The sequence below is a fragment of the Novosphingobium sp. IK01 genome, assembly GCF_033242265.1.
Taxonomy (GTDB): domain Bacteria; phylum Pseudomonadota; class Alphaproteobacteria; order Sphingomonadales; family Sphingomonadaceae; genus Novosphingobium; species Novosphingobium pituita.
Genome location: NZ_BTFW01000001.1, coordinates 85,784 through 109,820, shown reverse-complemented (window position 1 = coordinate 109,820; position 24,037 = coordinate 85,784). Strand labels below are relative to the sequence as shown.

Here is a 24,037-nt window from a genome sequence, read left to right as displayed (position 1 = left end):
CAGAGCCCCAGCCCCGCCCGGAACCGGGCCCCCGGCTCAATTTTGCGCTCAGTTCTGCATGTCATACTGTTTGAGCAGATCATAAAGCGTGGGCCGGCTGATCCCCAGCAGGCGCGCGGTGTTGGAGATATTGCCCTCGCTGCGGGCCAGCGCATGGCGGATGGCCTTGCGGTCGGCAGCCTCGCGCGCGGCCTTGAGGTTGAGCGGGCTGTCATCGGCCGCATCGGCCAGCGGCAGGTCGAGATCGGCGGCGCAGACCAGCTTGCCATCGGCCATGATCACCGCGCGCTTCAGGCGGTTTTCCAGTTCGCGAACATTGCCCGGCCAGCCCCAGGCATCGATGGCCGCCAGCGCATCGGGGGCAAAGCCCTTGACCGCCGGGTTCATCGCTGCGGCAAACCGGGTCAGGAAAGCCTTGGCCAGCAAAATCGCGTCGCCGGGCCGCTGCGCCAGCGAGGGGATCCTGATCACGATCTCGGCAAGGCGATACCACAAGTCCTCGCGGAAGCGCCCGTCGGCGATCATCGCCTCAAGGTTCTGGTGGGTGGCGCACACGATCCGCGTATCGACCGGGATCGCCCGGCGCCCGCCGATCCGTTCGATCGTGCGCTCTTGCAGGAAGCGCAGCAGCTTGACCTGCAATTGCAGCGGGATGTCGCCCACTTCGTCGAGGAACAGGGTGCCGCCATTGGCCTGCTCGATCTTGCCCTCGGTGGTCTTGACCGCGCCGGTAAACGCGCCCTTTTCGTGGCCGAACAGCTCGCTTTCGAGGAGGTTTTCGGGGATCGCGGCGCAATTGATCGCCACGAAGGCGGCCCCACTGCGCACGCTGGCCTCGTGCAGCCCGCGTGCGAGCAGTTCCTTGCCCGTCCCGCTCGCGCCCAGCAGCATGACCGAGACATCGGTATTGGCCACGCGCTCGATCGTGCGCGCCACTTTGACCATCTCGGGCGCAGCGGTGATCATCCCCCCCAGCACGCGGGCATCGGCAGGCGCGCGAGCGGCCAGCGCGCGGTTTTCGGCCTCGATCCGGTGCAGGTGGAACGCGCGCCGCACGATCAGCCCCAGCGCATCGATATCGACCGGCTTGGCGTAGAAATCATAGGCCCCCTGCGCCACGGCCCGCAGCGCGGATTCACGCGCGCCATGGCCCGAAGCAACGATCACCTTGGTATCGGGCTTGAGGCTCATGATCGCATCGAGCAGGGCAAAACCCTCGCTCGTGCCGTCCGGGTCGGGCGGCAGGCCCAGATCGAGGGTCACCACCGGCGGTTCCTCGGCGCGCAGCAGGGTGAGCGCGCTGGCCCGGTCGCCCGCAATGAGCACCTCGAAATCCTCGTAAGCCCACTTGAGCTGGGCCTGAAGGCCCGGATCGTCTTCCACGATCAGTAGCTTGGGCAGCAGCCTGGACCCCGGCTTTGGCGGGACGGGGGAGGAGGCCGTCTTGGCGTGCGGCTCGGTCATCAGGCAACTTTCTGTTCTGTCACAAGATCAAACGGTGGAAGGTCTGGCGGAGATTGGGCGGCAAGTGGAAGGCGCACGACAAAGCGGCTGCCCAGCCCTTCCCGGCTTTCCACATCGAGCGAGCCCCGCATCGCGCGCACGAGTTCGCGGGCCTCGAACGCGCCGATGCCAAAGCCGCCCGGCTTGGTCGACACGAAGGGCTTGAACAGCCCGTTGCGCACGAATTCGGCGCTCATCCCGCAGCCGCTGTCGACCACCGCGACAGAGCCGGTTTCCCCCTCGCCCGACACCTCGATGCGGACAGGCATGCCCGGCCCGCTGGCATCGAGCGCATTCTGCACGAGGTGGACGAGCACTTGTTCGAGCGTCTCGGGACTGACCATGACCAGACAGGGATCGGCCCTGCCGATGACGACCTCGACTGGCATCCCCTGCCACCGCGCGACAAGGCGCTGGGCCAGGGCACCAGCATCGACCGGGACCAGCCGCTCGCCGCCATGGCCCGTCCCATAGCGCGAGAGCCGCGCGAGCAGGGCATTGAGCTTGTCGGCCGCATTGCCGAGCGTGAGCAGCATGTCCTTGCGGAATTCGGGGTTGTCGGCGTGACGCTCGGCATTGCGGGCCAGCAAGGAGAGCTGGCTGGCCAGATTCTTGATGTCGTGCATCACGAAGGCGATGCGGCGGTTGAACTCGTCGAAACGGCTGGCCTCCAGCAGGGCCAGCTGGCCGTTGTTCTCGGCAATCGTGCTGGCAATCTGGTGTCCTGCCACGCGCAGGAGGTCGAAGTCCTCCCAGTCGAGCTTGCGCGCGAGCGGCGGGCGCCCCAGCGCGACCAGCCCGACCAGCCGGTCGAAATGCACCAGCGGCACGAGCGCCCAGATCGCCTCGTCCTGCGCCATCCAGCCCGGCGTGGCGCACGCCTCGCCGCGATGATCGACCCCGCGCCGCACTTCGTCGAGATCGACGATGAAGCCGCTCTGCTCGAAAAAGGCCACGCTGTGCGCGGGCATGGCCTGTGCCGGCACGTCGAGCGTGGGCCATTGCCAGCGCGCGGCCAGAACCAGATCGCCATTGTCCGCAGGCACCAGCAGGGCGCCGCGCGGGCTGTCGGTTATGTCGGCCAGAGCCTGCACCACGCGGGCGTGGAGCGAGGTGGCGTCGCCGGTTTCCTGCCCGCCCAGCCCCTGCACACTATGCCCCTGCCCGATCGTGCGGGTGAACCGCAGCCATTCGGCGCGATAGTCGTAGCGGTGCTGGAAGAAGTGCTTGGACACCATGACATTGAGCCAGCCGCGCAGGCGCTGCGAGGGGACCAGCACCAGCACCAGCACGGTCGTGGCAAAGACAAAGCCGAGCTGGGTGAGCATCGTCGCCCCGCCGCCCAGCCAGGCCACCGACTGCGCCACGGCGACCATGAGCAGCATGTACCCGCCGATGACCAGCAGCGAGAGCGACTGGAACGCCACGGCCCGCGAGGGCGAAAACCGCGCCTGCGACCGCTCGCGCATCGCCCCCATCCCCAGCACGCCCATGCCCAGCAAGGCCACCAGCGCGCGCAGGCCGACCAACTGGGCGGGCATCGCATTGACGAGATAGACCATCGTGTAGAAATTGAGGTCATAACCCCAGATCAGCGCGAGGGCCCCGCATGTCCAGCGCAGAGCCTGACGCTGGGGCCCCATGGCCCCGACATAGAGATTGTGGACCAGCACCAGCGCCCCGGTGATCACCAGCAGGCGCAGGATCACCGAAATCTCGAAGATCATCACCAGTTCATGGGAATCTGGCAGACCATCCATGCCAAGGCGCAGGCGCAAGACCAGCAGGGCCGGTTGCAGAAGCTCGACGACCGCCAGCACGACCAGCACCGGACGCACCGGCGCGACCGTCTCGTGCCGCCCGTCGTCGACGAACAGCGCATAGACCAGCCCCAGGCAGGCCAGATTGCGCGCCACATCGGCGATCAGCGCCGCCGGGTCGCCCGGACCATATGTCGCCTCGATCAGCGCCCAGAGCGCGCAGACCAGCACCGCCACGATCGGAGCCAGCCTGACCGCGCGCGCGCGCGCTGCGTCATGCCCCCGCCGATACCGCTCGATCTGCCAGCCCCCCAGCACGAGCGCGGCAAAGGCCGCCAGCACGAAGCCCCATTGGCCCAGCCCCCCCCAGCCTGACAGCCCCGTCCATTCTGAAGGCGCGTGCATGGCCCCTCCCCGCTCAGCGCGCGCCTTCGTGCCAGAGCACGACACGCAGCGTCTGAAGCAGGATCAGGAGATCAAGGAACGGGGTATAGTTCTTGGCATAGTAGAGGTCGTATTCGAGCTTGTTGCGCGCGTCCTCGATCGAGGCGCCATAGGGATAGTTGATCTGCGCCCAGCCGGTGATCCCCGGCTTCACCATGTGGCGCTCGGCATAATAGGGCAGTTCTTCCTCAAGCCCGGTGACGAATTCGGGGCGTTCGGGACGCGGGCCGACAAAGCTCATCTCGCCTTTCAGCACGGTCCAGGTCTGCGGCAGTTCGTCGATGCGCAACTTGCGGATCAGGCCACCGATGCGGGTCACGCGCGGGTCGTTCTTGGCCGCCCACTGCGCGCCCCCCGCTTCCGCGTCGGTGCGCATGGACCGCAGCTTGATGAGGTCGAAGCTCTGCCCATAAAGACCCACGCGGGTCTGGCGGAAGAACGCCGGGCCCTTGCTGTCGAGCTTTACCAGCACGGCAAAGACCGCGATGACCGGCGCGGTCAGCACCAGCAGCAGCAGGCTCGCGGCAATGTCGAAGGCCCGCTTGACCGCGCCCGAGAGCATCCGCCCTGAAGCAAACCCGTCGGAGAAGATCAGCCAGCTCGGATTGACGGTGTCGAGGTCGACCCGCCCCGTCTCGCGCTCGACGAAGGTGGAGAAGTCGTTGACATGGACCCCGGTGGTCTTGATCCGCAGCAGATCCTTGAGCGGCAGGGCATTGCGCCGCTCCTCGAGCGCGAGAACGACCTCGCTGACCCCGAGATTCTCGACGAACCGGGTAAGATTGGGCAGGGCATCGCGGCTGATCGCCTCCTCGATGACCGGTTCTTGCGCGCTCATCGCGACAAAGCCGACGATCATGAAGCCCGCTTCGCGCCGCTCGCCCAGCTTGCGCAGCCGGTCGGCCCGCTGCCCCGCGCCGAGCACGAGAACCCGCCGCCGGAACGCCGCCGTCCCCAGAAAGCCGCCGAGGGCAACCCGCACGCCGATCAGCAAACCGAGCGAGAGCATCATCGCGTAAAACAGGTTCGAGCGCCACAGCGTGTGCCCCGGCAGCAGGAAATAGACCACCGACAGCGCGATGATCCCCAGGCTGATCGCCACCATCAACCGCGCGGTCGCATAGCGCATCGAACGCAGCGCATCCGAGCCATAGACCCCGACCGAGACCATCGCCGTCTGCACCAGCACCGCGAACAACAGCAAGGGCACCAGCCGGTCGCCAATGGACCCGCTGTCGATGGACAACTGGTAGGCACGCACCCTCCAGCCCAGCTCGCCCGCCAGGATCAGCAGCCAGAAATCGATGACCCCCAGCAGAAAGACCGCTTTGGGAATATAGTGTTTGAACAGGCGGATCATCGTTCCCCAAAGTTACCGTTTCGCCCGGATAGGGCCGCCACGGACAGGGTCTTAGCCCGATGTGCGTAAATTGTCGGTGAATCTGACATCTTCACCCCGTGGCTGTCGGCAGGATTTACATCAGTGTAGCCCTACTGGCGGGCATGGGCAAAGCCTGCCATGGTGATTGCATGCGGCAGAAAGAACTGCGACTGGCTCTCGTTTCCACCGGCGGCATCAGCCTGGCCGTCTACATGCATGGGGTTACCAAGGAACTCTGGCATCTCCTGCGTGCGAGCAGGGCCCACCATGCCCACTCCCGCAATGCCGCGCCCGACACGGCAGAACCATCGGGCACCGAAGCGGTCTGGCGCGCCCTGTTCGAAACCATCGCGCAGGACCGGGGGCTGTCGCTGCGGGTGATGATCGACATTCTCTCGGGCGCGAGCGCGGGGGGCATCAACGCGGTCTTCCTCGCCCAGGCGCTGGCCACCGGACAGAGCCTCGAACCGCTCACCCATCTCTGGCTCGAACGCGCCGACAGCGACATCCTGCTCGATCCCGATGCCCGCCCCTGGGGCCGCCTTGCCAAGTTCTGGGCCCAGCCGCTGGTCTGGGCAGCCCTGCGCTGGCCCGGACTCCAGCCCGGCGGGCATGATCTGGCCCGCCAACTGGGCCCGGCGTTGCGCGGCGAAGTGCGGCGCAAGGTCTCGCGGCTGATCCGCGCGCGCTGGTTCGCCCCGCCGTTCAGCGGGATCGGCTTCTCACGCCTGCTGGCCGAAGCGCTCGACGCCATGGCCCGCAGCCCGGCCGACGCCCCGCTCCTGCCCCCGCGCCACCCGCTCGACCTGCTGGTGACCGCCACGGACTTTACCGGCCACCCCACCCCGCTTCACCTCAACAGCCCCCCGCTGGTCGAGGAAAACGAGCACCGTCTGGCCATCGGGTTCCAGGCCCAGATCGCAACCCTGCACGGCAGGCCGATGGCCGCACTGCCCGAACTCGTGCTGGCCGCGCGCGCCACGGCCAGCTTTCCGGGCGCCTTTCCCCCGCTCACCCTGGCCGAGATCGACCAACTCATGGCCGAACGGGGGCAGGGCTGGCCGGGGCGCGAGGCGTTCGTGGCCCGGATCATGCCGCACCGCTGGCGACAAGGCACGCTCGACCAGGCCGCCCTCGTCGATGGCGCCGTTCTGGCCAACCGCCCGTTCGGACCGGCCATGTCCGCCCTCACCAGCCGCCCCTCGCGGCGCGAGGTCGACCGCCGCTTCGTCTATCTCGATCCCGCCCCCCACAATCCGGGCGCCAGCCCCGCTTCGCAGGCCCCCGCCCCGATCGGCTTCCTCTCGGCCATCTTCGGCGCGCTTTCGACCATCCCGCGCGAACAGCCGATCCGCGACAACCTCGAAGCCCTCGAACGCCAGTCGCGCGAGCGCCAGCGGGTGCGGGCCATTGTCGAGAACCTCAAGCCCGAGATCGAGGACACCGTCGTGCGCCTGTTCGGCCACACCCTGTTCTTCGACCGCCCGAGCCATGCCCGCCTGATCAGCTGGCGCGCCCGCGCCCAGCAGGCCGCCGCCGAGCAGGCCGGTTTTGCCTTTCACAGCTATGCGCAAGTCAAGCTGGCCGGGATCGTCGCCGATCTGGCCGCCCTGATCGCCCAGGCCCTGCCCGCCCCGCTCGCCGCCGAACTGGGCGCCGATCCGCACAGCGGGCGCGGGGCCGCGCCGGTCGAGGAACGGCTTTGGGCCCATCTCGAAAGCCTCGGCCTCAACCACCTGAGTGAACGCAGCGGCGGGGCCAGCCAGGCGGCTATCGCCTTTTTCCGCGCCCACGATCTCAATTTCCGCATTCGCCGCCTGAAGCTGCTCGCCCGGCGGCTCACCTCCAACTGGGACGAGGCCGATGGTATCGCGCCGGCCATGCGCGAGGCCGCGCGCGATGTCGTCTATCAGGCGCAGGCGCTCTATCAGGCACAGGCCAGCCTTGCCGGGCTTGGCCCCGGTTTTTCCGATCATGCGGCGCAGTTTGCCACCCATCCGGGCGCAGTCCTCGCCCAGATTGCCGCGCGGCGCGATCTGGCCCGGCTCGACGACGAGGTCGATGCGCTATTCGTCCGCGCGATCGAGGCCATGGACAAGCCGCTGCGGCGGCGGTTCCTCCATGCCTATCTGGGCTTTCCGTTCTACGACGTGGCCACTTTGCCGCTCTATCAGGGCGATGGCCTGGGCGAATTTGATTCGGTGAAAGTGGACCGCATCTCGCCCGAGGACGCCACCGCGATCCGGCCCGGCGGCACGCGCGCCTGCCTCAAGGGCATTGCGTTCACCCACTTCGGCGCGTTTTTCAGCCGGGCCTGGCGCGAGAACGACTATCTGTGGGGGCGGCTGAACGGGGCCGAACGGCTGATCGACATGGTCTGCTCGACCCTCGACATGGCCCTGGACGAAACCGTGGTGCGCAGCTTCAAGCGCCGCGCTTTCCTCGCCATCCTCGACGAGGAAGAAGCCCGCCTTCAGGCCGATCCGGGGCTGGTCCCCGCCTTGCGCGCCGAAGTTCTGGAGCGAATGGGGCGCTAGGTCGTCAATATACGAAGGCCCTGCCGTGCGTCAGAAGAACGCGCGACAGGGCCTTCGGGGCATCGATCATCCGGTCATTCGGTCAGATCGGTCCAGGCATCCTTGATCCGCTCGAAAAAGCCCTTCGATTGCGGGCATTCCTCGCCGGTTTCGGTCGACTGGAATTCGCGCAGCAGTTCGCGCTGGCGGGCCGAGAGACGGGTCGGCGTCTCGACCTGGATTTCCACGACCAGATCGCCCGAGCCGCGCCCCTGCAACACGGGCATGCCCGCACCGCGCTTGCGCAACTGCTTGCCACTCTGGATTCCGGCAGGAATCTCGATCGTGTGGCGGCTGCCGTCGAGACCGGGGATCTCGATCTCGCCACCGAGTGCGGCGGTCGTGAAGCTGATCGGGGCGCGGGTCAGCAGGGTGGTGCCGTCGCGCTCGAACACCTTGTGCCGGGCAATGTGGAGGAAGATGTAGAGGTCGCCCGCCGGGGCCCCGCCCGGTCCTGCCTCGCCCTTGCCGGCAAGGCGGATGCGCGTGCCGGTATCGACACCTGCGGGAACATCGACCGAGAGCGTCTGGGGGGTATCGACCCGGCCCTCGCCCCGGCAATTGCGGCAGGGCTTTTCGATGACCTCGCCGCGCCCGTGGCAATTGGGGCACGCCCGCTCGACCATGAAGAAGCCCTGCTGGGCACGGACCTTGCCATGTCCGCCACACAGGTTGCAGCGGCGCACCGAAGTGCCGGGCGTCGCGCCCGACCCGCCGCACGGCTCGCAGGCCTGCGAAACCTCGACATTGATTTCGGCGGTCTTGCCATGGAACGCCTCTTCGAGGGTGATCTCCATGTCATAGCGCAAGTCGGCGCCGCGCCGGCTCTGCTGGCGGCCCCCGCCGCCGCCAAAGGCGCCGCCGAAGATCGTCTCGAAAATATCGCCGATGTCGCCAAAGTCGCCACCACCGAAACCGGCGCCGCCGCCCGGACCACCCGGACCGCCCTGCTGGAAAGCGGCATGGCCATAGCGATCATAAGCCGCCCGCTTCTGCGGGTCGGACAGGCAGGCATAGGCCTCGTTGATCTGCTTGAACTTGGCCTCGGATTCCTGGTCACCCGGATTCTTGTCGGGGTGATAGCGCATGGCCAGCTTGCGGAACGCGGACTTGATGATCTTGTCATCGGCCGTGCGCTCCACTTCGAGCAATTCGTAATAGTCGGCTTCAACTGCCATAGATAAGCCCTCTCCCCGCGAGGGGAGAGGGCCTGAGATGCCGGTCGGCGAAGGCCGGTCTGGCGGTCCCCTGGAACCTCTCCCCTTCCCCCGCCCCCGATGGGGCAAGGGAGGGGGTCATGTTGCAGATCAAGCCTTGGTGTCGTCCACTTCCGAGAACTCGGCGTCGACCACACCGTCGTCCTTGGGGCCTTCGGCACCCGGAGACGCCGCACCGGCCTGTTCCTTCTCGTAGATCGCCTGGCCCAGCTTCATCGCCTTTTCGGTGAGGGCCTGGGTCTTGGCGGTCATCGCGTCGGCGTCGCCGCTTTCGATGGCGGTCTTGGCTTCGGCAAGGGCTGCCTCGATTTCGGCCTTGAGCGCAGCGTCGACCTTGTCGCCATGCTCTTCGAGCTGGCGCTCGGTGGCGTGGACGAGGCTGTCGGCGTTGTTCTTGGCTTCAGCCGCTTCACGACGCTTCTTGTCGTCGGCCGCGAACTTCTCCGCGTCCTTGACCATCTGGTCGATGTCGTTGTCCGACAGGCCACCCGAGGCCTGGATGCGGATCTGCTGCTCCTTGCCGGTGCCCTTGTCCTTGGCCGAGACGTTGACGATGCCGTTCGCGTCGATGTCGAAGGTCACTTCGATCTGCGGCACGCCGCGACGGGCCGCGGGGATGCCGACGAGGTCGAACTGGCCCAGCAGCTTGTTGTCCTGCGCCATTTCGCGTTCGCCCTGGAACACTCGGATGGTCACGGCCTGCTGGTTGTCTTCGGCGGTCGAGTAGACCTGGCTCTTCTTGGTCGGGATCGTCGTGTTGCGGTCGATCATCTTGGTCATGATGCCGCCGAGCGTTTCGATACCCAGCGAAAGCGGGGTCACGTCGAGCAGCAGCACGTCCTTGACGTCGCCCTGAAGCACGCCAGCCTGAATGGCCGCACCCATGGCCACGACTTCGTCGGGGTTCACGCCGGTGTGCGGGTCCTTGCCGAAGAAGTCCTTCACCACTTCGCGGACCTTGGGCATGCGGGTCATGCCGCCGACCAGCACCACGTCGTCGATGTCCTTGGCGGTCAGACCAGCGTCAGCCAGCGCCTTGCGGCAGGGTTCGAGCGTGCGTTCGATCAGCTTGGCGACCAGACGCTCCAGATCGGCGCGGGTGATCGTTTCGACCAGATGCAGCGGGGTGGTGCTGCCACCTTCCATGCGCGCGGTGATGAAGGGCAGGTTGATTTCGGTGGTCTGGGCCGAGGACAGCTCGATCTTGGCCTTTTCCGCCGCTTCCTTCAGGCGCTGGAGAGCCAGCTTGTCGCCACGCAGGTCGAGGCCTTCCTTGGCCTTGAACTTGTCGGCCAGGTATTCGACCAGCGCGGTGTCGAAGTCTTCACCGCCCAGGAAGGTGTCGCCGTTGGTCGACTTCACTTCGAACACGCCATCGCCGATTTCGAGGATCGAGATGTCGAAGGTGCCGCCACCAAGGTCGTAGACCGCAATCGTCTTGCCGTCCTGCTTGTCGAGGCCATAGGCCAGCGCCGCGGCAGTCGGCTCGTTGATGATGCGCAGCACTTCAAGGCCCGCGATCTGCCCGGCGTCCTTGGTCGCCTGGCGCTGCGCGTCGTTGAAGTAGGCCGGAACGGTGATCACCGCCTGCGTCACGGTCTCGCCGAGATAGCTTTCGGCGGTTTCCTTCATCTTCTGGAGCGTGAAGGCCGAGATCTGCGACGGGCTGTAGTCCTGGCCACCAGCCGCGACCCAGGCATCGCCGTTCTTGCCCTTGGTGATGGTGTAGGGCACCAGTTCGGTGTCCTTCTGGGTCAGCGGATCGTCGTAGCGACGGCCGATCAGACGCTTGACCGCGAAAATCGTGTTGTCGGGGTTGGTCACCGCCTGGCGCTTGGCCGGCTGCCCGATCAGGCGCTCACCATCCTTGGTGAAGGCGACGATCGAGGGCGTGGTGCGAGCCCCTTCCGAGTTCTCGATAACCTTGGGCGTGCCGCCATCCATCACCGCGACGCAGCTGTTGGTGGTGCCGAGGTCGATACCAATAACTTTAGCCATGTTTCCCCATTTCCTTGCGTGCTGACACCGCAAACATCCGGCGTCCCCCTTGTGGGCAGGCGCCGCTCCGGCGGCTCGTTACGGGCGGGATATAGGTGCGCTTGCGCTTGGCACAAGGCCTGCCCATGCTATGAAAGCCGCCAATTTTCATCATGGCAGACAGTAAAGGATGATAGTCATGCGCATCGGGGTTCTCACGGGCAGGAATCTGGCTGCTTTCGCCCTGTCGGCCAGCCTGTCTGTCGGCCTCGCGGCCGGTCTTTCAGGCTGTGGCAAGAAAGCCCCCGAGGCGGCGGCATCGAGCGCGGCCCCGGCGGTTCTCGCCAGCCTCGACGCCACCCCGGAAAACGCGCCGGGCACCACGCTCACCAACGCGGTGGTCCAGCTTCCCACCGTTCCCGGCCATCCCGGCGTTGCCTATTTCACGCTCTCGCAAGGCAGTGGCCCGGCGCGCAGCCTCGTGGCCGTCCATGTCGACGGGGCAGGCAAGGCCGAGATGCACGAGAACACGATGAAGGACGGCATGATGAGCATGGCCCCGCTGGCCAGCCTGCCGCTGGCCGCCGGGCAGAGCGTCGAATTCAAGCCGGGCGGCAACCATGTCATGCTGTTCGATCTGGCCCCCACGCTCAAGGCAGGCAGCGTGACCGAAGTGACCATCACCCTCGACAATGGCGACAAGGCCAGCGCCAAGGCCAAAGTGCTGGGCGCCGGGGAACCTGTCGCAGGCGGCGGGGAAGGCATGGGCGACATGGACATGAAGGGCATGGATAAAGACATGGACATGGACCACATGGATCACATGAAGCATCCGTGAGGCCGGCATGAGCGCCCGCCCCCTCACATCCGGCGAGCGGGCCATGGCCCGCTCCGTCTTCGGCGAGGCGCTCGCCCTCGATGCGGTGGAAGTGCGGCGGCGGCGCTGGTGGCCGTTCCAGCCGCGCCGGGTGGTCATGGCGCCGATGGGGCACATCCATTTCCACCCCCGCGCCGATTTCTGGCACGAGGATTTTTCACGCGCGCCGCTGGCCCTGCAAGGCTTGCTGATCCACGAACTGTGCCATGTCTGGCAATGGCAGCAGGGCCTGTTCCTGCCGCTGCGGCGCCATCCGTTCTGCCGCTATGACTATGTGTTCGAACCGGGCAAGCCCTTTGCCGCCTACGGGATCGAACAACAGGCCGAAATCGTCCGCCATGCGTTTCTGCTGGAACGGGGGGCCTTACCCGAATTTTCCGAGTCCGAATTTTCCGAAAAAACGGGCAGGCCCGACAGGCCATCACTGGCAGACTATCGGGCCGTGCTGCCGTTTGGACCGGCTCAGCAGACGTAATATCCGCGACCGTCAGCATCGCGGCGCCAGCAATCCCTCTTGTGCTTCTTGACCTGCGAACCGACCGCCGCACCCAGGGCGCCGCCAATGGCCGCACCCGTGCCGACATCGCCTCCGGTCACCCCGGAAATCACCGCACCAGCGCCAGCCCCTGCCAGACCGCCCTCGCCGGCATAGTTGCGGGCGCAACCGGCCAGACTGAACGCGGCGAGGGCCAGAGAAGCGGGAACAAGGAACCTGCGGGTCATTTCATCATCTCCATCTGCCTCCCGTATCACCGGGTGGTACGATGGAGCCCCCGCACGGGTTCCCTGTTCCTGCAAACAAAATACGTCCCGTAAACCGGTCAGTCCGGCTTCTTGGCGACGACCACCATGGCCGGACGCAGCAGGCGATCCTTGATCGTGTAGCCCGCCTGAAGCTCCTGCACGACAGTGCCGGCCTCATGTTCGTCGGAAGGCACTTCCATCATCGCCTGATGCTGGTGCGGATCGAGCGGAAGGCCCTTGGCCGCGATGCGGGTGATCCCGTGGGTGCCGAAGACCTTCTCGATCTCGCGCCCGGTCGCCTCAAGCCCGGTCACCAGATTCTTGAACTTCTCGTCCGCGCGCAGTTCGGCGGGGATCGATTCAAGCGCACGGGCCAGATTGTCGGCCACCGAAAGAATGTCGCGGGCAAAGCCGGTCGCGGCATAGGCGCGCGCGTCGGCGATGTCCTTTTCAAGGCGGCGGCGCACGTTCTGCGTCTCGGCCTTGGCATAGAGCACGTCCTGCTTGGCCGCCTCCAGCAATTCGCGAAGGGTCGACACTTCGGCGCCCTTGTCAGCACCATTGTCCTTCATGTCCTCGGGCACACCAGCCAGTTCGGCCTCGACCTGGGGATCCTGCGCGTGCGTCTCGTTGTCCGTCATTTCCGTGAAAATCCGTCTTGTCCGATAAGTTTGCCCAAGGATTGGGCCGTGAAATCCACCATGGGGACGACGCGCGCATAATTCAACCGCGTTGGCCCGATCACCCCCACCACGCCGACCACCCGGCCCTCGCCATCACGCCAGGGCGAGGCGATCACCGAAGAGCCGGACAGCGAGAACAGCCGGTTCTCGCTGCCGATGAAAATGCGCGTGGCTTCTGCCTCGCGCGCGGCGTCCAGAACGCCCGCGATCGCCTCGGCATTTTCCAGTTCGTCGAGGAGCTGGCGCACGCGTTCGAGGTCGCCCAGCGCCGCCTCGTCGAGCAGGTTGGCCTGCCCGCGCACGACCAGCACCGGGCGCTGTGCCCCGTCCATGCTCCAGATCGCAAGCCCCCGCTGGACCAGATCGGCGCTCGCCGCGTCGAGCGCGCTGCGCCCGCCGTCGATCTCGGCGCGGATCACGGCCAAAGCCTCGCCCAGCGTGCGCCCGGCCAGCCGCGCGGTCAGATAGTTCGACGCCTGTTCGAGCATGAAAGGCGCGAGCGGCGCGGGCAAGTCGATCACCCGGTTCTCGACCCCGCCATCCTCGGCCACCAGCACCGCCAGCGCGCGCACCGGCGAGAGCGGCACGAACGAAAGCTGGACGAGCCGCGGCTCGCGCCGGGGCACCATGATCACCCCGGCCCCGGCGGAAAGCTCGGAAAGGGCCGAAGTCGCCGCCGCCAGCGCGGCCTCGATCGTGCCCCCTGCCGCAAGGCTGCGTTCACGGCCCCGTTCAAGGCCCCGCTCGATCTGCGCGCGCTCGGCAGCCGAAGGTTCGGCCACCTGCATGATCCCGTCGACGAACAGGCGCAGGCCGATCTCGGTCGGCATGCGCCCGGCGCTGGTATGGGGCGCAGCCAGCAAGCCCGCGTCCTGCAACTCCTGAAGCACCGAGCGGATCGAGGCAGGCGAAAGGTTCACACCCCCGGCCCCGGCCAGCGTCTTCGAGCCGACCGGCTGGCCCGAGGCGATATAGCCCTCGACCACCAGACGAAAAATGTCGCGGGCGCGGTTCGACAGTTCGGTGAGCGTGGGGCCTTTCATGATCCTTCCCATGTAGGGCGCCCCCCAAAGAAGGCCAAGGAAAAGACACGCCTCATCGACAGGGGCATGATCGGGGGGAAACGACCGGGAATTGCTTGCGGCGTCCCGCGCAATGGGCCATGGCCCCGCCCAATCATTTCCGCCACTCTTCAGGGAACCGAACCCATGCGTCCTTCCGGCCGCGCCGCTGACCAAATGCGCGCAATCACCATCGAGACCAACTTCACCAAGCACGCCGAAGGCTCGGTGCTGATCAGCTTTGGCGATACCAAGGTGCTGGTGACCGCCTCGGTCGAGGAACGCGTGCCCCCGTTCCTGCGCGGCAAGGGCGAAGGCTGGGTGACGGCGGAATATTCGATGCTCCCGCGCGCCACCCACACCCGTGGCAGCCGCGAGGCCGCCAAGGGCAAGCAGTCGGGCCGCACGCAGGAAATTCAGCGCCTTATCGGGCGTTCCTTGCGCGCCGTCACCGATCTCAAGAAGCTGGGTGAACGCCAGATCACGCTCGATTGCGACGTGATCCAGGCCGATGGCGGCACCCGCACCGCCTCGATCTCGGGCGCCTGGGTGGCGCTGCGCCTCGCCGTGCAGAAGCTGATGGATGCCGGCGCGATCACCGAAGACCCGCTGACCCGCAAGGTCGCCGCGATCTCGTGCGGCATCGTCAAGGGCACGCCGGTGCTCGATCTCGACTATGTCGAGGACAGCTCGGCCGATGCCGACGCCAACTTCGTGCTGATCGAAGGCGGCCACATCGCCGAAGTCCAGGCCACCGCCGAAGGCGCGACTTACGACGAGGAAGCCCTGCTGCGCCTGCTGCGCCTCGCCCGCATGGGCTGCGCGGAAATCTTCGCCGCGCAGGAAATGGCCGTCGCACGATGAGCCGCAAGCTCGCACGCCGACAGCTCACTCCGGGCAAGCTCGTCATTGCCACCCACAACAAGGGCAAGCTCAAGGAAATGCAGGATCTCCTCGCCCCCTTCGGCATGGAGTGCCTGTCGGCGGGCGAGCTGGGTCTGGCCGAACCGGAAGAAACCGGCACGACCTTTGTCGAAAACGCGCTGATCAAGGCCCATGCCGCCGCACAGGCGACCGGCCTTCCCGCGCTGTCCGACGATTCGGGCCTCTCGGTCGCCGCGCTGGGCGGCGCGCCGGGGGTCTATACCGCCGACTGGGCCGAACAGGGCCCGCGCGAAGGCGGTCCGGGGCGCGACTGGTACATGGCGATGGGCAAAGTCGAGGGCAAGCTCGCCCGGCTCGGCCCCGATGCGCCGCGCGATGCCGCGTTCCACAGCGTCCTCGCGCTGGCCTGGCCCGATGGCGAGGCCGTCACGTTCGAGGGCAAGATCGATGGCAGCCTGACCTGGCCGCCGCGCGGCACGACCGGCTTTGGCTATGACCCGGTGTTCATCCCCGAGGGCGACACGCGCACGTTTTCGCAGCTCGACCCGGCGGAAAAGAACGCGATCAGCCACCGTGCGCGCGCCTTTGCCAAGTTGATGGCGGAGCAGTTTGCCGGATAAAGCGGCTGTCATGACAATGCCGCCCCTCGCGCTCTACATCCACTGGCCGTTCTGCCTCGCAAAGTGCCCCTATTGCGACTTCAACAGCCACGTCCGCGCGAAAACCGATGTCGCCGCCTGGCAGGCCGCCCTGTTCGCCGACATGGCGCACGAGGCGGCCCTGCTGCCGGGGCGCGAGCTGACCTCGATCTTCTTTGGCGGGGGCACGCCCTCGCTGATGCCCCCCGCGCTGGTCGCCGGGCTGATCGAGCAGGCATCCCGCCACTGGCGGCTTGCGCCCGATATCGAGATCACCCTCGAAGCCAATCCCTCGTCGGTCGAGGCGGCCAATTTCGCCGCCTTGGCTTCTGCGGGGATCAACCGCGTCTCGCTCGGCCTTCAGGCGCTCGACGACGAGACGCTTCATTTTCTGGGCCGTCTCCACAATGCCGCCGAGGGCCTCGCCGCGCTCGATGTCGCCCAGCGCCATTTCGCGCGGGTCAGCTTCGACCTCATTTATGCCCGCCCCGGCCACACGCCCGAAAGCTGGGACGCCGAACTGGCGCGCGCGCTGGCGCTGGGGACCGGCCACCTCTCGCTCTACCAGCTCACCATTGAGCCCGGCACGCGCTTTGCCACCCTCGTGCGCGAGGGCCGGTTCACCCCGCTCGACGACGATGCGGCGGGCGATCTCTTCGCGCTCACCCGCGAGCGCACCCGCGCGGCGGGCCTTCCCGCCTACGAGATCAGCAACCACGCCCGCCCCGGCGAGGAAAGCCGCCACAACCTCACCTACTGGCGCTATGGCGACTATGCGGGGATCGGGCCGGGCGCCCATGGCCGCAGGCTCGAAACGGCCACCGTCCGCCACAAGAAGCCAGAAAACTACCTGCGCGCCCTGGCCGAACAGGGCCATGGCCTTGCCGATGAGCGCGCCCTGCCCCGCGCCGAACAGGCCAGCGAAGCCCTGCTGATGGGCCTCCGGCTCGGCGAAGGGATCGACCTTGCCGCCCTTGGCGCGCGCTTCGGCTTCCCCGAAACCGCGCTGATCGACCCGGCCAAGCGGGCGTTCCACATCGGCAATGGCCTGCTGCGCGAGGAAGGCCCGCGCCTGATCGTGACCGAGGCAGGCATGCCCCTGCTCGACGCGCTTCTGGCCGAACTTGTTCCTGCCGATCTCGTGACATGAGCGCCGATCTTCTCACCCAGTGGCATGATCATCTGGCCCATGGCCTGCGCCGCTCGGCCCATACCGTGCGCGCCTATCACACTGCCGCGCGCCGCCTGATCGAGGCGCTCCCGCCCGGACAGGACTGGGCCAGCATCGCCCGGCTCGACGCCGCGCGCCTGCGCCAGCATCTGGCCGTCCGGCGCGAGCAGGGCCTCGTCAACACCTCTGCCGCGCGCGAGCTTTCCGCCTTGCGCGCGTTCCTCGCCTTTGCCCGCTCGCGGGCGGGCCTTCCCGAAAGCCTTGCCCCCCGCCTGCGCGGGCCGCGCGTGAAGAAAGGCCTGCCCCGCCCGGTCTCGACCGACGACGCATTGGCGCTGGCCGACACGATCTCGGACATGGCCGAACCGTGGATCGCCGCGCGCGACCGGGCCGTGCTGCTGCTGCTCTATGGCGCGGGCCTGCGCATTGCCGAGGCACTGGCCCTGCCCGCCAGCGTGCTGCCTGCGGGCGAACAGATCACCGTGACCGGCAAGGGCGGGCGCCAGCGCGTGGTCGTCCTGCTGCCCATCGTGCGCGCCGCGCTCGACGACTATGCCGCGCAAGTGCCCTGGACCCTCGAACGCCACGAACCGCTGTTTCGCGGTGCCAAGGGCGGGCCGCTGGCCCCCGGCATGGTCCAGCGCGCCATGGCCGCCGCACGCATCGCGCTCGGCCTTCCGGCCACAGCCACGCCCCATGCCCTGCGCCACTCGTTCGCCTCGCACCTGCTGGGCGCGGGCGCCGATTTGCGGGCGTTGCAGGAACTGCTGGGCCACGCCAGCCTCTCCTCGACGCAAATCTACACCCGCGTCGATGCGGCCACCCTGCTCGATGCCTATCGCAACGCCCATCCGCGCGAACGGGGCGGCGCCTAAGCGTCCTTATTTCGCGCGGGGCAGACGCAAGGTGGTGAGCAGCCCGCCCAGATCCTCGCTCTCGCCCAGCACCACCGCCCCGCCATAAAGCTCGGCCACGTCGCGCACGATAGCCAGCCCCAGCCCGGTCCCCGGCTTGCCGGTATCGAGCCGCGCGCCCCGGTCGAAGATGCGTTCGCGCTCGTTTTCGGGGATGCCCATGCCATCGTCCTCGACCCAGATGTCGCAGAATTTCGCGTCACCGGGCACCGCGTCGATGGTGATGAACACCGAACCGCCGCCATATTTGGCCGCGTTCTCAACCAGATTGCCGAGGATTTCGTCGAGATCCTGCCGCTCGATCGCCACGCTCGCCTCGCCGTTGCCATCGAGGTCGAAGCGCACTTGCGGATAGAGCCGGGTGACCGCCCTCACGACCGCATCGGCGCTCTCCCAGACCGTCGCACGCGCCAGCCCAGTCGCCCGGCGCCCCACGGCGCGCGCGCGCGCGAGATGGTGGTCGACCTGACGGCGCATGACGGCGGCCTCGCGGATCACCGTATCGGCCAGATCGGGCGCCTGCGCGGTCGCGGCGTTCATCACGACCGTCAGCGGGGTTTTCAGCGCATGGGCAAGGTTCCCGGCGTGGGTGCGCGCTTCTTCAGCCTGCTTGTCAGAATGATCAAGCAATGCATTGATTTCCTGCACCAAAGGCTGAACCTCAAGCGGCAACGGTTCGTCCACGCGGGGGGCCCCGCCCTCGCGCATGGCGGCAATCGCGCGGCGCACGCGGCGCAAGGGGCCAAGGCCGTAATAGGTCTGAAGCCCGGCCATGATGAACAGGCCCATCGCCAGAACGAGGAACGACCAGATCAGGATCGAGCGAATCCGTGCGATCTGGGCATCGAGTTCCCCACGGCTGGCCGCCACCGAAAACTGCCAGAGCGTGTTGCTGCCCGGCAGGATCACCGAGCGTTCGATCATGCGCAGCTTTTCGTTGGTGCCGAACTGGTCGGAATCGTAGATGTGCGGCGTGCTGTCGAAATGGTCGCCCCTGAGGCGCAGCGTGCGGTCCCACAGCGAGCGCGAGGGGAAGTCATCGTGCCCCTGTCCCGAAATCTGCCAGTAGAGGCCCGAATTGGGTTCGAGGAAGCGCTGGTCGCCCAGCGGGCGGTTGAAGAACACCTCGCCATCGGGCCCGATTTCCGCCGAGGCGATCATGGCCGTCAGCATGTAGCCGAGCTGATCGTCGAAATTGCGGGTAACAAGGCCGGTCAGCGTATGGTCGAGCGCCAGCCCGCCGCCCACCAGCAGGAACGACACCCAGGCAAACGCGATCAACAGCATGCGCCGCGACAGCGAGCCGGTATGCTGGCGGCCACCGGCACTGGCGGCGGCCACTTCGGCGCGGTGGTGTCCGTAGCCCATCCGCAACAGGAGACGGGCGGCCCGGCTCATGCCCTCAGCCGCGGGTCGCCGCCGGGTCGTCGAGGCTGTAGCCAAGCCCGCGGATGGTGGTGATCACATCGGCCCCCAGCTTCTTGCGGATACGCGTGACGAAGACTTCGATAGTGTTGGAATCGCGGTCGAAATCCTGATCGTAGATATGTTCGATCAGTTCGGTGCGGCTCACCACCTTGCCCTTGTGGTGGAGCAGGTAGGACAGGAGCTTGTATTCCTGCGCGGTCAGCTTGACCGGCTCGCCATTGAGCGTGACCCGGCCCGAGCGGGTATCGAGGCGCACGTCGCCCGCGATCAGTTCCGACGAGGAATTGCCCGAAGCACGGCGGATCAGCGCGCGCAGGCGGGCGATCAGTTCCTCGGTCTGGAACGGCTTGGCCAGATAGTCGTCGGCGCCGGCGTCGAGCCCGGCGACCTTGTCCGACCAGCTGTCGCGCGCGGTCAGCACGAGGACCGGGAACGTGCGGCCTTCCTTGCGCCACATGCCCAGCACGGTCAGCCCGTCGATCTCGGGCAGGCCGAGGTCGAGGATCACGGCGTCATAGTCCTCGGTCGAGCCTAGGAAATGGCCGTCCTCGCCATCGGTCGAAAGATCGACCGCATAGCCGTTCTGTTCGAGCGTGGACTTGAGCTGACGCCCGAGGGTCGGTTCGTCCTCGACGATCAGGATACGCATCGTGATAGGCCCCTTTGCGACACTGCCCCGTACCTTGGCTCCCCGCCTTGACCGGCCCGCAGTGCGAACATGAACAATGCCGGCTAGATGGCCCTCTCAACCTGAACGGTCAAGAAACGGTTCCCGCAATCGCCGGACAAGATCGCCGGACAGGGTGGCCCCGGCCCCGAAAATCCGGGCAAAACCGCCCGGAATGCGCCCCGGAGCCCCCTTCAAACGCCTAGAGCCCGACCCGAAAGACTTTGGGGTCGGGCTCTTAACGGGAGTCGCTCAGGATCTGCCCGGTGCGGGCATCCACATCGACAAAGACCACGCGCCCTTCGCGAATGAACTTGAGACGATAGGCCCGCGCCTGGGCATCGTATTCCGGCCCCAGATACTGCATCCCCCGCATCGAGGGCAGGACGCGCGCCTCGATCTCGCGCAGCGAGCGGACATGCCCGGCGGCCAGATCCTCGCGCACGCGGTCCTGCTCGTTGCGGACCTGTGCCTGCGCGGTTCCCGCAAGAAAGGTTCCGGCCAGAAAGGTTCCGGCAAGGCAGGCCAGCGCCGTCGCACCCGTGGCGGTCAGAAGAGAGCGTCGAAACATCATGATGGGTTGTGCCTATAACAAGGCCATTGAACAAGCTGTGAATAGGCCGTTCCAACAGGTTCATGTGGACCTTGCCCGGCCGGACGGCTAAGCGGCGGCCCATGGCAGCACCAATCCTGAGCTGGGAAGGGCTGGGCCTGCATCAGGGCACCGGCTGGCTTTTCCAGGACCTCGACATTCAAATCGCCCCGCGTGACCGTCTGGCCCTGATCGGGCGCAACGGCGCGGGCAAGAGCACCCTGCTCAAGCTCATCGCGGGCACGATCGACGCCGACAAGGGCAAGCGTTCGGTCCAGCCGGGCACGCGCGTGATCACCCTCGAACAGGACCCGTTCTTCAAGGGCTTTGCCACCTTGCGCGATTTCGCGCTGCATGGCCCCGATGCGCCCGAGGCCCACGAAGTGGAAGCCATCGCCGACCAGTTGGGCATCGACCTCTCGCGTCAGGCCGAGAGCGCCTCGGGCGGCGAACGCCGCCGCGCAGCACTGGCCCGCGCCCTCGCGCAAGAACCCGACGTGCTGCTGCTCGACGAACCGACCAACCACCTCGACCTTGCCGCGATCGACTGGCTCGAAGAGTGGCTGCAACGCTATACCGGGGCCTTCGTGGTGATCAGCCACGACCGTACCTTCCTCACCCGCCTCACCCGCGCGACGCTCTGGCTCGACCGTGGCAGCCTGCGCCGCCGCGAAATCGGCTTTGGCGGCTATGAAGCGTGGATGGAACAGGTCCACGCCGAGGAAGCGCGCGCCGCCGACAAGCTCGACGCCAAGCTCAAGATCGAGGAACACTGGCTCCACCGCGGGGTGACCGCGCGGCGCAAGCGCAACATGGGGCGCCTCGAAAAGCTGCACGAAATGCGCGCCGAACGCGCCGCGATGTCGGGCCCGCAAGGCGCAGCCAAGCTGGCGCTGGCGAGCGACGACACCAAGACCAAGTCGGTGATCGTGGCCGAACACGTCACCAAGCGGTTCGGGGATCGCACGATCATCAAGGACTTCTCGCTGCGCATCTCGCGCCGCGACCGCATCGGTCTGGTCGGCGCCAATGGCGCGGGCAAGACCACGCTGCTGAAAATCCTGACCGGTGAACTCAAGCCCGACGAAGGCACCGTCACCCTCGCCCAGACGCTCAACGGCGTCACCATCGACCAGCAGCGCAGCCTGATGGCCCCCGACAAGCGCGTGCGCGATGTTCTGGCCGAAGGCGGCGACTGGATCGACGTGCGCGGCGTGCGCAAGCACATCCACGGCTATCTCAAGGACTTCCTGTTCGATCCCGGCCTCGTGGAAGCGCGCGTGGGCACGCTTTCGGGCGGCGAGCGCTCGCGCCTGCTGCTCGCGCGCGAATTTGCCCGCCCCTCGAACCTGCTGGTCCTCGACGAACCGACCAACGACCTCGACCTCGAAACGCTCGACCTGTTGCAGGAAGTGATCGCCGACTACGATGGCACCGTGCTGATCGTCAGCCACGACCGCGACTTCCTCGACCGCACGGTCAACCTGACGCTGGGCATGGACGGCTCGGGCAAGGTCGACATCGTGGTGGGCGGCTATGCCGACTGGGAAAAGCAGCGCAAGGCGCGGCTGGCCGGTGTTCCCAAGGCAGGCGCGCCCAAGGCCACCGCCCCGGTGGCAGCCCCCCCGCCCCCGCCGCGCAAGGCCAAGCTCTCCTACAAGGACCAGCGCGACTACGAGCTTCTGCCCAAGAAGATCGAGGACCTCGACGCGGCCATCGCCCGCGACGAGGCGGCGCTGGCCGATCCCGCGCTCTACACCCGCGACCCGAAAAAGTTCGCCGCGCTCAGCGAAGCCGTGGCCAAGGCCCGCGCCGACAAGGAAAGCGCCGAGGAGCGCTGGCTCGAACTGGCCGAGCAGGTCGAAGGCGCCTGATACGGAACCAAAAAAGGGCGTCCGGGGCAAAAGCCCGGACGCCCTTTTTTGCGTCAGCCAGATCGCCCCTTTCAGGGCGGATCAGAGTGCGGAAACGTGGAGGAAGCCGGGGATCGGCCCGTTCCATTCGCCCGGCGCGCTGGGCGGCTCGGCCCGATAGTCGCGGCGGCGCGGTTCCTCGCGACGCGTCATATCGCGGCGCTGGTCATCGCGGCGATAATCATCGCGACGCTGTTCTTCGCGGCGAGGTTCCTCACGACGGGCCTCCTCACGGCGGGATTCCTCACGACGGGCAGGCGCACGTTCGGCGCGGGCGTCCTGATCCTGCGGGGCCTCCTGACGGCGCGCGTCGCTGCGGTCGGCCCTATCCGACCTGCTCCCGTCCGACTTGCCGCCACGGCTCCGCCGTCCGTCCTCGCGCCGGCTTTCTTCCTTCCGGCCCTCTTCGCGGCCACGGCGACCGGTCTTGTCCGATCCGGCCTTCTCGGGAGCAGACTTGTCCTCGCCTTCGCCCATGTCGAGCGTCATCACGGGGATAGGGCTGCCGGTGAGCTTCTCGACGTTCTCGATCGCTTCGGCATCTTCGGGGCTGATGAGCGTGAACGCACGGCCCGTTGCGCCGCCACGACCGGTACGGCCGATCCGGTGGACATAGTCGTCAGGGTGCCAGGGCGTGTCGAAGTTGAACACATGGCTCACCCCCTTCACGTCGAGGCCGCGTGCGGCCACGTCGGAGGCGACGAGAATGTTGATCACGCCGTCCTTGAACTTCTGGAGTTCGGCAAGGCGCGCGGGCTGGTCCATGTCGCCATGGATCTCGCCAGCGGCAAAACCGTGGCGCTTGAGGCTCTTGGCCAGATCGCGCACGGTCGTCTTGCGATTGCAGAAGACGATCGCGGTCGACACGTTGTCGGTGCGCAGCAGGTGGCGCAGCGCCTCGCGCTTGGCGCGGCTCGACACTTTGACCTTGTACTGGGCGATGTTGATGTTGGTGCTGGCAGGTCGCGCCACCTCGATCGACTTGGGGTTCGACAGGAACCGGTCGGACAGCTTCTTGATCGGCGGCGGCATCGTGGCCGAGAACAGCAGCGTCTGGCGCTGGGCGGGCAGCTTGGCGCAAATCGATTCGATGTCGGGGATGAACCCCATGTCGAGCATGCGGTCCGCTTCGTCGATGACCAGCAGTTCGCAGCCCGTGAGCAGGATCTTGCCACGTTCGAACAGGTCCATCAGGCGGCCCGGCGTCGCGATCAGCACGTCGACCCCTTCGGACAGCGCCTTGACCTGATCACCCATCTGCACCCCGCCGATCAGCAGGGCCATCTTGAGGTCGTGATTCTTGCCGTACTTCTCGAAGTTTTCGGCCACCTGGGCGGCCAGTTCGCGGGTCGGTTCGAGGATCAGCGAACGCGGCATGAGCGCGCGACGGCGGCCATGGGCGAGAATGTCGATCATCGGCAAAACGAAACTGGCGGTCTTGCCGGTACCGGTCTGGGCGATGCCGATGATGTCGCGCATCATCAGGACAGAGGGAATTGCTTGTGCCTGGATCGGAGTCGGCTCGTCATAGCCGGCATCCGTGACCGACTTTAGCAATTCATCAGAGAGGCCGAGATCGGCAAACTTCATGCGGGTAATGTTCCGA

Annotated in this window: 20 protein-coding genes; 8 read left to right on the top strand and 12 right to left on the bottom strand. The window is 66.9% G+C overall.

The features are described from left to right. Positions 1–48: 48 nt before the first annotated feature. The 3 genes from prsR to SBI20_RS00455 are packed head-to-tail and all read right to left on the bottom strand — an operon-like array spanning position 49 to position 5,067. Entirely contained in the window at positions 49–1,464 is a 1,416-nt protein-coding gene (gene prsR, locus SBI20_RS00465) for a PEP-CTERM-box response regulator transcription factor (RefSeq protein ID WP_317973173.1), read from the bottom strand. Next, positions 1,464–3,668: an XrtA/PEP-CTERM system histidine kinase PrsK gene (prsK, locus tag SBI20_RS00460; protein WP_317973172.1), complete on the bottom strand. Its 2,205-nt coding sequence runs from the start codon at positions 3,666–3,668 to the stop codon at positions 1,464–1,466. Before prsK ends, prsR begins: the two co-directional genes overlap by 1 nt. A gap of 13 nt (positions 3,669–3,681) precedes the next feature. After that, positions 3,682–5,067, bottom strand: a complete 1,386-nt coding sequence (locus SBI20_RS00455) for a TIGR03013 family XrtA/PEP-CTERM system glycosyltransferase (protein WP_317973171.1) — start codon at positions 5,065–5,067, stop codon at positions 3,682–3,684. A gap of 170 nt (positions 5,068–5,237) precedes the next feature. On the opposite strand from SBI20_RS00455, the gene SBI20_RS00450 reads away from it, so the two are divergent. After that, entirely contained in the window at positions 5,238–7,625 is a 2,388-nt protein-coding gene (locus SBI20_RS00450; RefSeq protein WP_317973170.1) for a patatin-like protein, read from the top strand. A gap of 74 nt (positions 7,626–7,699) precedes the next feature. On the opposite strand, the gene dnaJ is transcribed toward SBI20_RS00450, so the two are convergent. Further along, positions 7,700–8,842, bottom strand: a complete 1,143-nt coding sequence (dnaJ, locus tag SBI20_RS00445) for a molecular chaperone DnaJ (protein WP_317973169.1) — start codon at positions 8,840–8,842, stop codon at positions 7,700–7,702. A 129-nt stretch (positions 8,843–8,971) separates the two neighbouring features. Further along, positions 8,972–10,879 (bottom strand): molecular chaperone DnaK, encoded by a 1,908-nt coding sequence (dnaK, locus tag SBI20_RS00440; RefSeq protein WP_317973168.1) that lies wholly within the window; start codon positions 10,877–10,879, stop codon positions 8,972–8,974. Positions 10,880–11,057: 178 nt separating this feature from the next. Between dnaK and SBI20_RS00435 the strand changes: the two genes are divergently transcribed. Together SBI20_RS00435 and SBI20_RS00430 are read left to right on the top strand one after the other, a co-directional pair. Beyond that, positions 11,058–11,696, top strand: a complete 639-nt coding sequence (locus SBI20_RS00435; RefSeq protein WP_317973167.1) for a copper chaperone PCu(A)C — start codon at positions 11,058–11,060, stop codon at positions 11,694–11,696. 7 nt (positions 11,697–11,703) lie between these two features. Next, positions 11,704–12,210, top strand: a complete 507-nt coding sequence (locus SBI20_RS00430) for a vgr related protein (RefSeq protein WP_317973166.1) — start codon at positions 11,704–11,706, stop codon at positions 12,208–12,210. Here the strand turns inward: SBI20_RS00430 and SBI20_RS00425 are convergent. The 3 genes from SBI20_RS00425 to hrcA all read right to left on the bottom strand — a co-directional run bounded on the left by SBI20_RS00425 (position 12,198) and on the right by hrcA (position 14,205). After that, entirely contained in the window at positions 12,198–12,458 is a 261-nt protein-coding gene (locus SBI20_RS00425) for a glycine zipper domain-containing protein (RefSeq protein WP_317973165.1), read from the bottom strand. The two genes, SBI20_RS00430 and SBI20_RS00425, sit on opposite strands and share 13 nt — an antisense overlap. 98 nt (positions 12,459–12,556) lie before the next feature. Next, the gene (gene grpE / locus SBI20_RS00420) at positions 12,557–13,120 is read right to left on the bottom strand and encodes a nucleotide exchange factor GrpE (RefSeq protein ID WP_317973164.1); all 564 of its coding nucleotides are present in this window, start codon (positions 13,118–13,120) and stop codon (positions 12,557–12,559) included. Beyond that, complete coding sequence (gene hrcA / locus SBI20_RS00415; protein WP_317973163.1) at positions 13,117–14,205, bottom strand: heat-inducible transcriptional repressor HrcA; 1,089 nt, start codon at positions 14,203–14,205, stop codon at positions 13,117–13,119. Before hrcA ends, grpE begins: the two co-directional genes overlap by 4 nt. Before the next feature lie 165 nt (positions 14,206–14,370). Between hrcA and rph the strand changes: the two genes are divergently transcribed. Genes rph through SBI20_RS00395 form a run of 4 tightly spaced genes read left to right on the top strand, consistent with a single transcriptional unit; the run spans position 14,371 to position 17,792 of the window. Continuing rightward, positions 14,371–15,087, top strand: coding sequence for a ribonuclease PH (gene rph, locus SBI20_RS00410; protein WP_317973162.1), 717 nt, complete (start codon positions 14,371–14,373; stop codon positions 15,085–15,087). Next, on the top strand, positions 15,084–15,728 hold the full coding sequence (rdgB, locus tag SBI20_RS00405; RefSeq protein ID WP_317973161.1) for an RdgB/HAM1 family non-canonical purine NTP pyrophosphatase: 645 nt from the start codon (positions 15,084–15,086) through the stop codon (positions 15,726–15,728). The genes rph and rdgB overlap by 4 nt, the downstream gene beginning before the upstream one ends. A 16-nt stretch (positions 15,729–15,744) precedes the next feature. Further along, a complete protein-coding gene (gene hemW, locus SBI20_RS00400; RefSeq protein WP_317976008.1) occupies positions 15,745–16,896 on the top strand; it encodes a radical SAM family heme chaperone HemW in 1,152 nt (383 codons plus the stop codon). Further along, positions 16,893–17,792, top strand: coding sequence for a tyrosine recombinase XerC (locus tag SBI20_RS00395; protein WP_317973160.1), 900 nt, complete (start codon positions 16,893–16,895; stop codon positions 17,790–17,792). Before hemW ends, SBI20_RS00395 begins: the two co-directional genes overlap by 4 nt. Before the next feature lie 6 nt (positions 17,793–17,798). Here SBI20_RS00395 and SBI20_RS00390 read toward each other — a convergent pair whose 3' ends face one another. The 3 genes from SBI20_RS00390 to SBI20_RS00380 all read right to left on the bottom strand — a co-directional run bounded on the left by SBI20_RS00390 (position 17,799) and on the right by SBI20_RS00380 (position 20,500). Then, the gene (locus SBI20_RS00390; protein ID WP_317976007.1) at positions 17,799–19,199 is read right to left on the bottom strand and encodes a HAMP domain-containing sensor histidine kinase; all 1,401 of its coding nucleotides are present in this window, start codon (positions 19,197–19,199) and stop codon (positions 17,799–17,801) included. 34 nt (positions 19,200–19,233) lie between these two features. Beyond that, positions 19,234–19,908, bottom strand: a complete 675-nt coding sequence (locus SBI20_RS00385) for a response regulator transcription factor (protein ID WP_317973159.1) — start codon at positions 19,906–19,908, stop codon at positions 19,234–19,236. A gap of 256 nt (positions 19,909–20,164) precedes the next feature. Continuing rightward, positions 20,165–20,500, bottom strand: a complete 336-nt coding sequence (locus SBI20_RS00380) for a PepSY domain-containing protein (RefSeq protein ID WP_317973158.1) — start codon at positions 20,498–20,500, stop codon at positions 20,165–20,167. A 101-nt stretch (positions 20,501–20,601) separates the two neighbouring features. Between SBI20_RS00380 and SBI20_RS00375 the strand changes: the two genes are divergently transcribed. Then, on the top strand, positions 20,602–22,392 hold the full coding sequence (locus SBI20_RS00375; RefSeq protein WP_317973157.1) for an ABC-F family ATP-binding cassette domain-containing protein: 1,791 nt from the start codon (positions 20,602–20,604) through the stop codon (positions 22,390–22,392). 81 nt (positions 22,393–22,473) lie between these two features. On the opposite strand, the gene SBI20_RS00370 is transcribed toward SBI20_RS00375, so the two are convergent. Beyond that, positions 22,474–24,021 (bottom strand): DEAD/DEAH box helicase, encoded by a 1,548-nt coding sequence (locus tag SBI20_RS00370; protein WP_317973156.1) that lies wholly within the window; start codon positions 24,019–24,021, stop codon positions 22,474–22,476. Between the last annotated feature and the right edge of the window lie 16 nt (positions 24,022–24,037).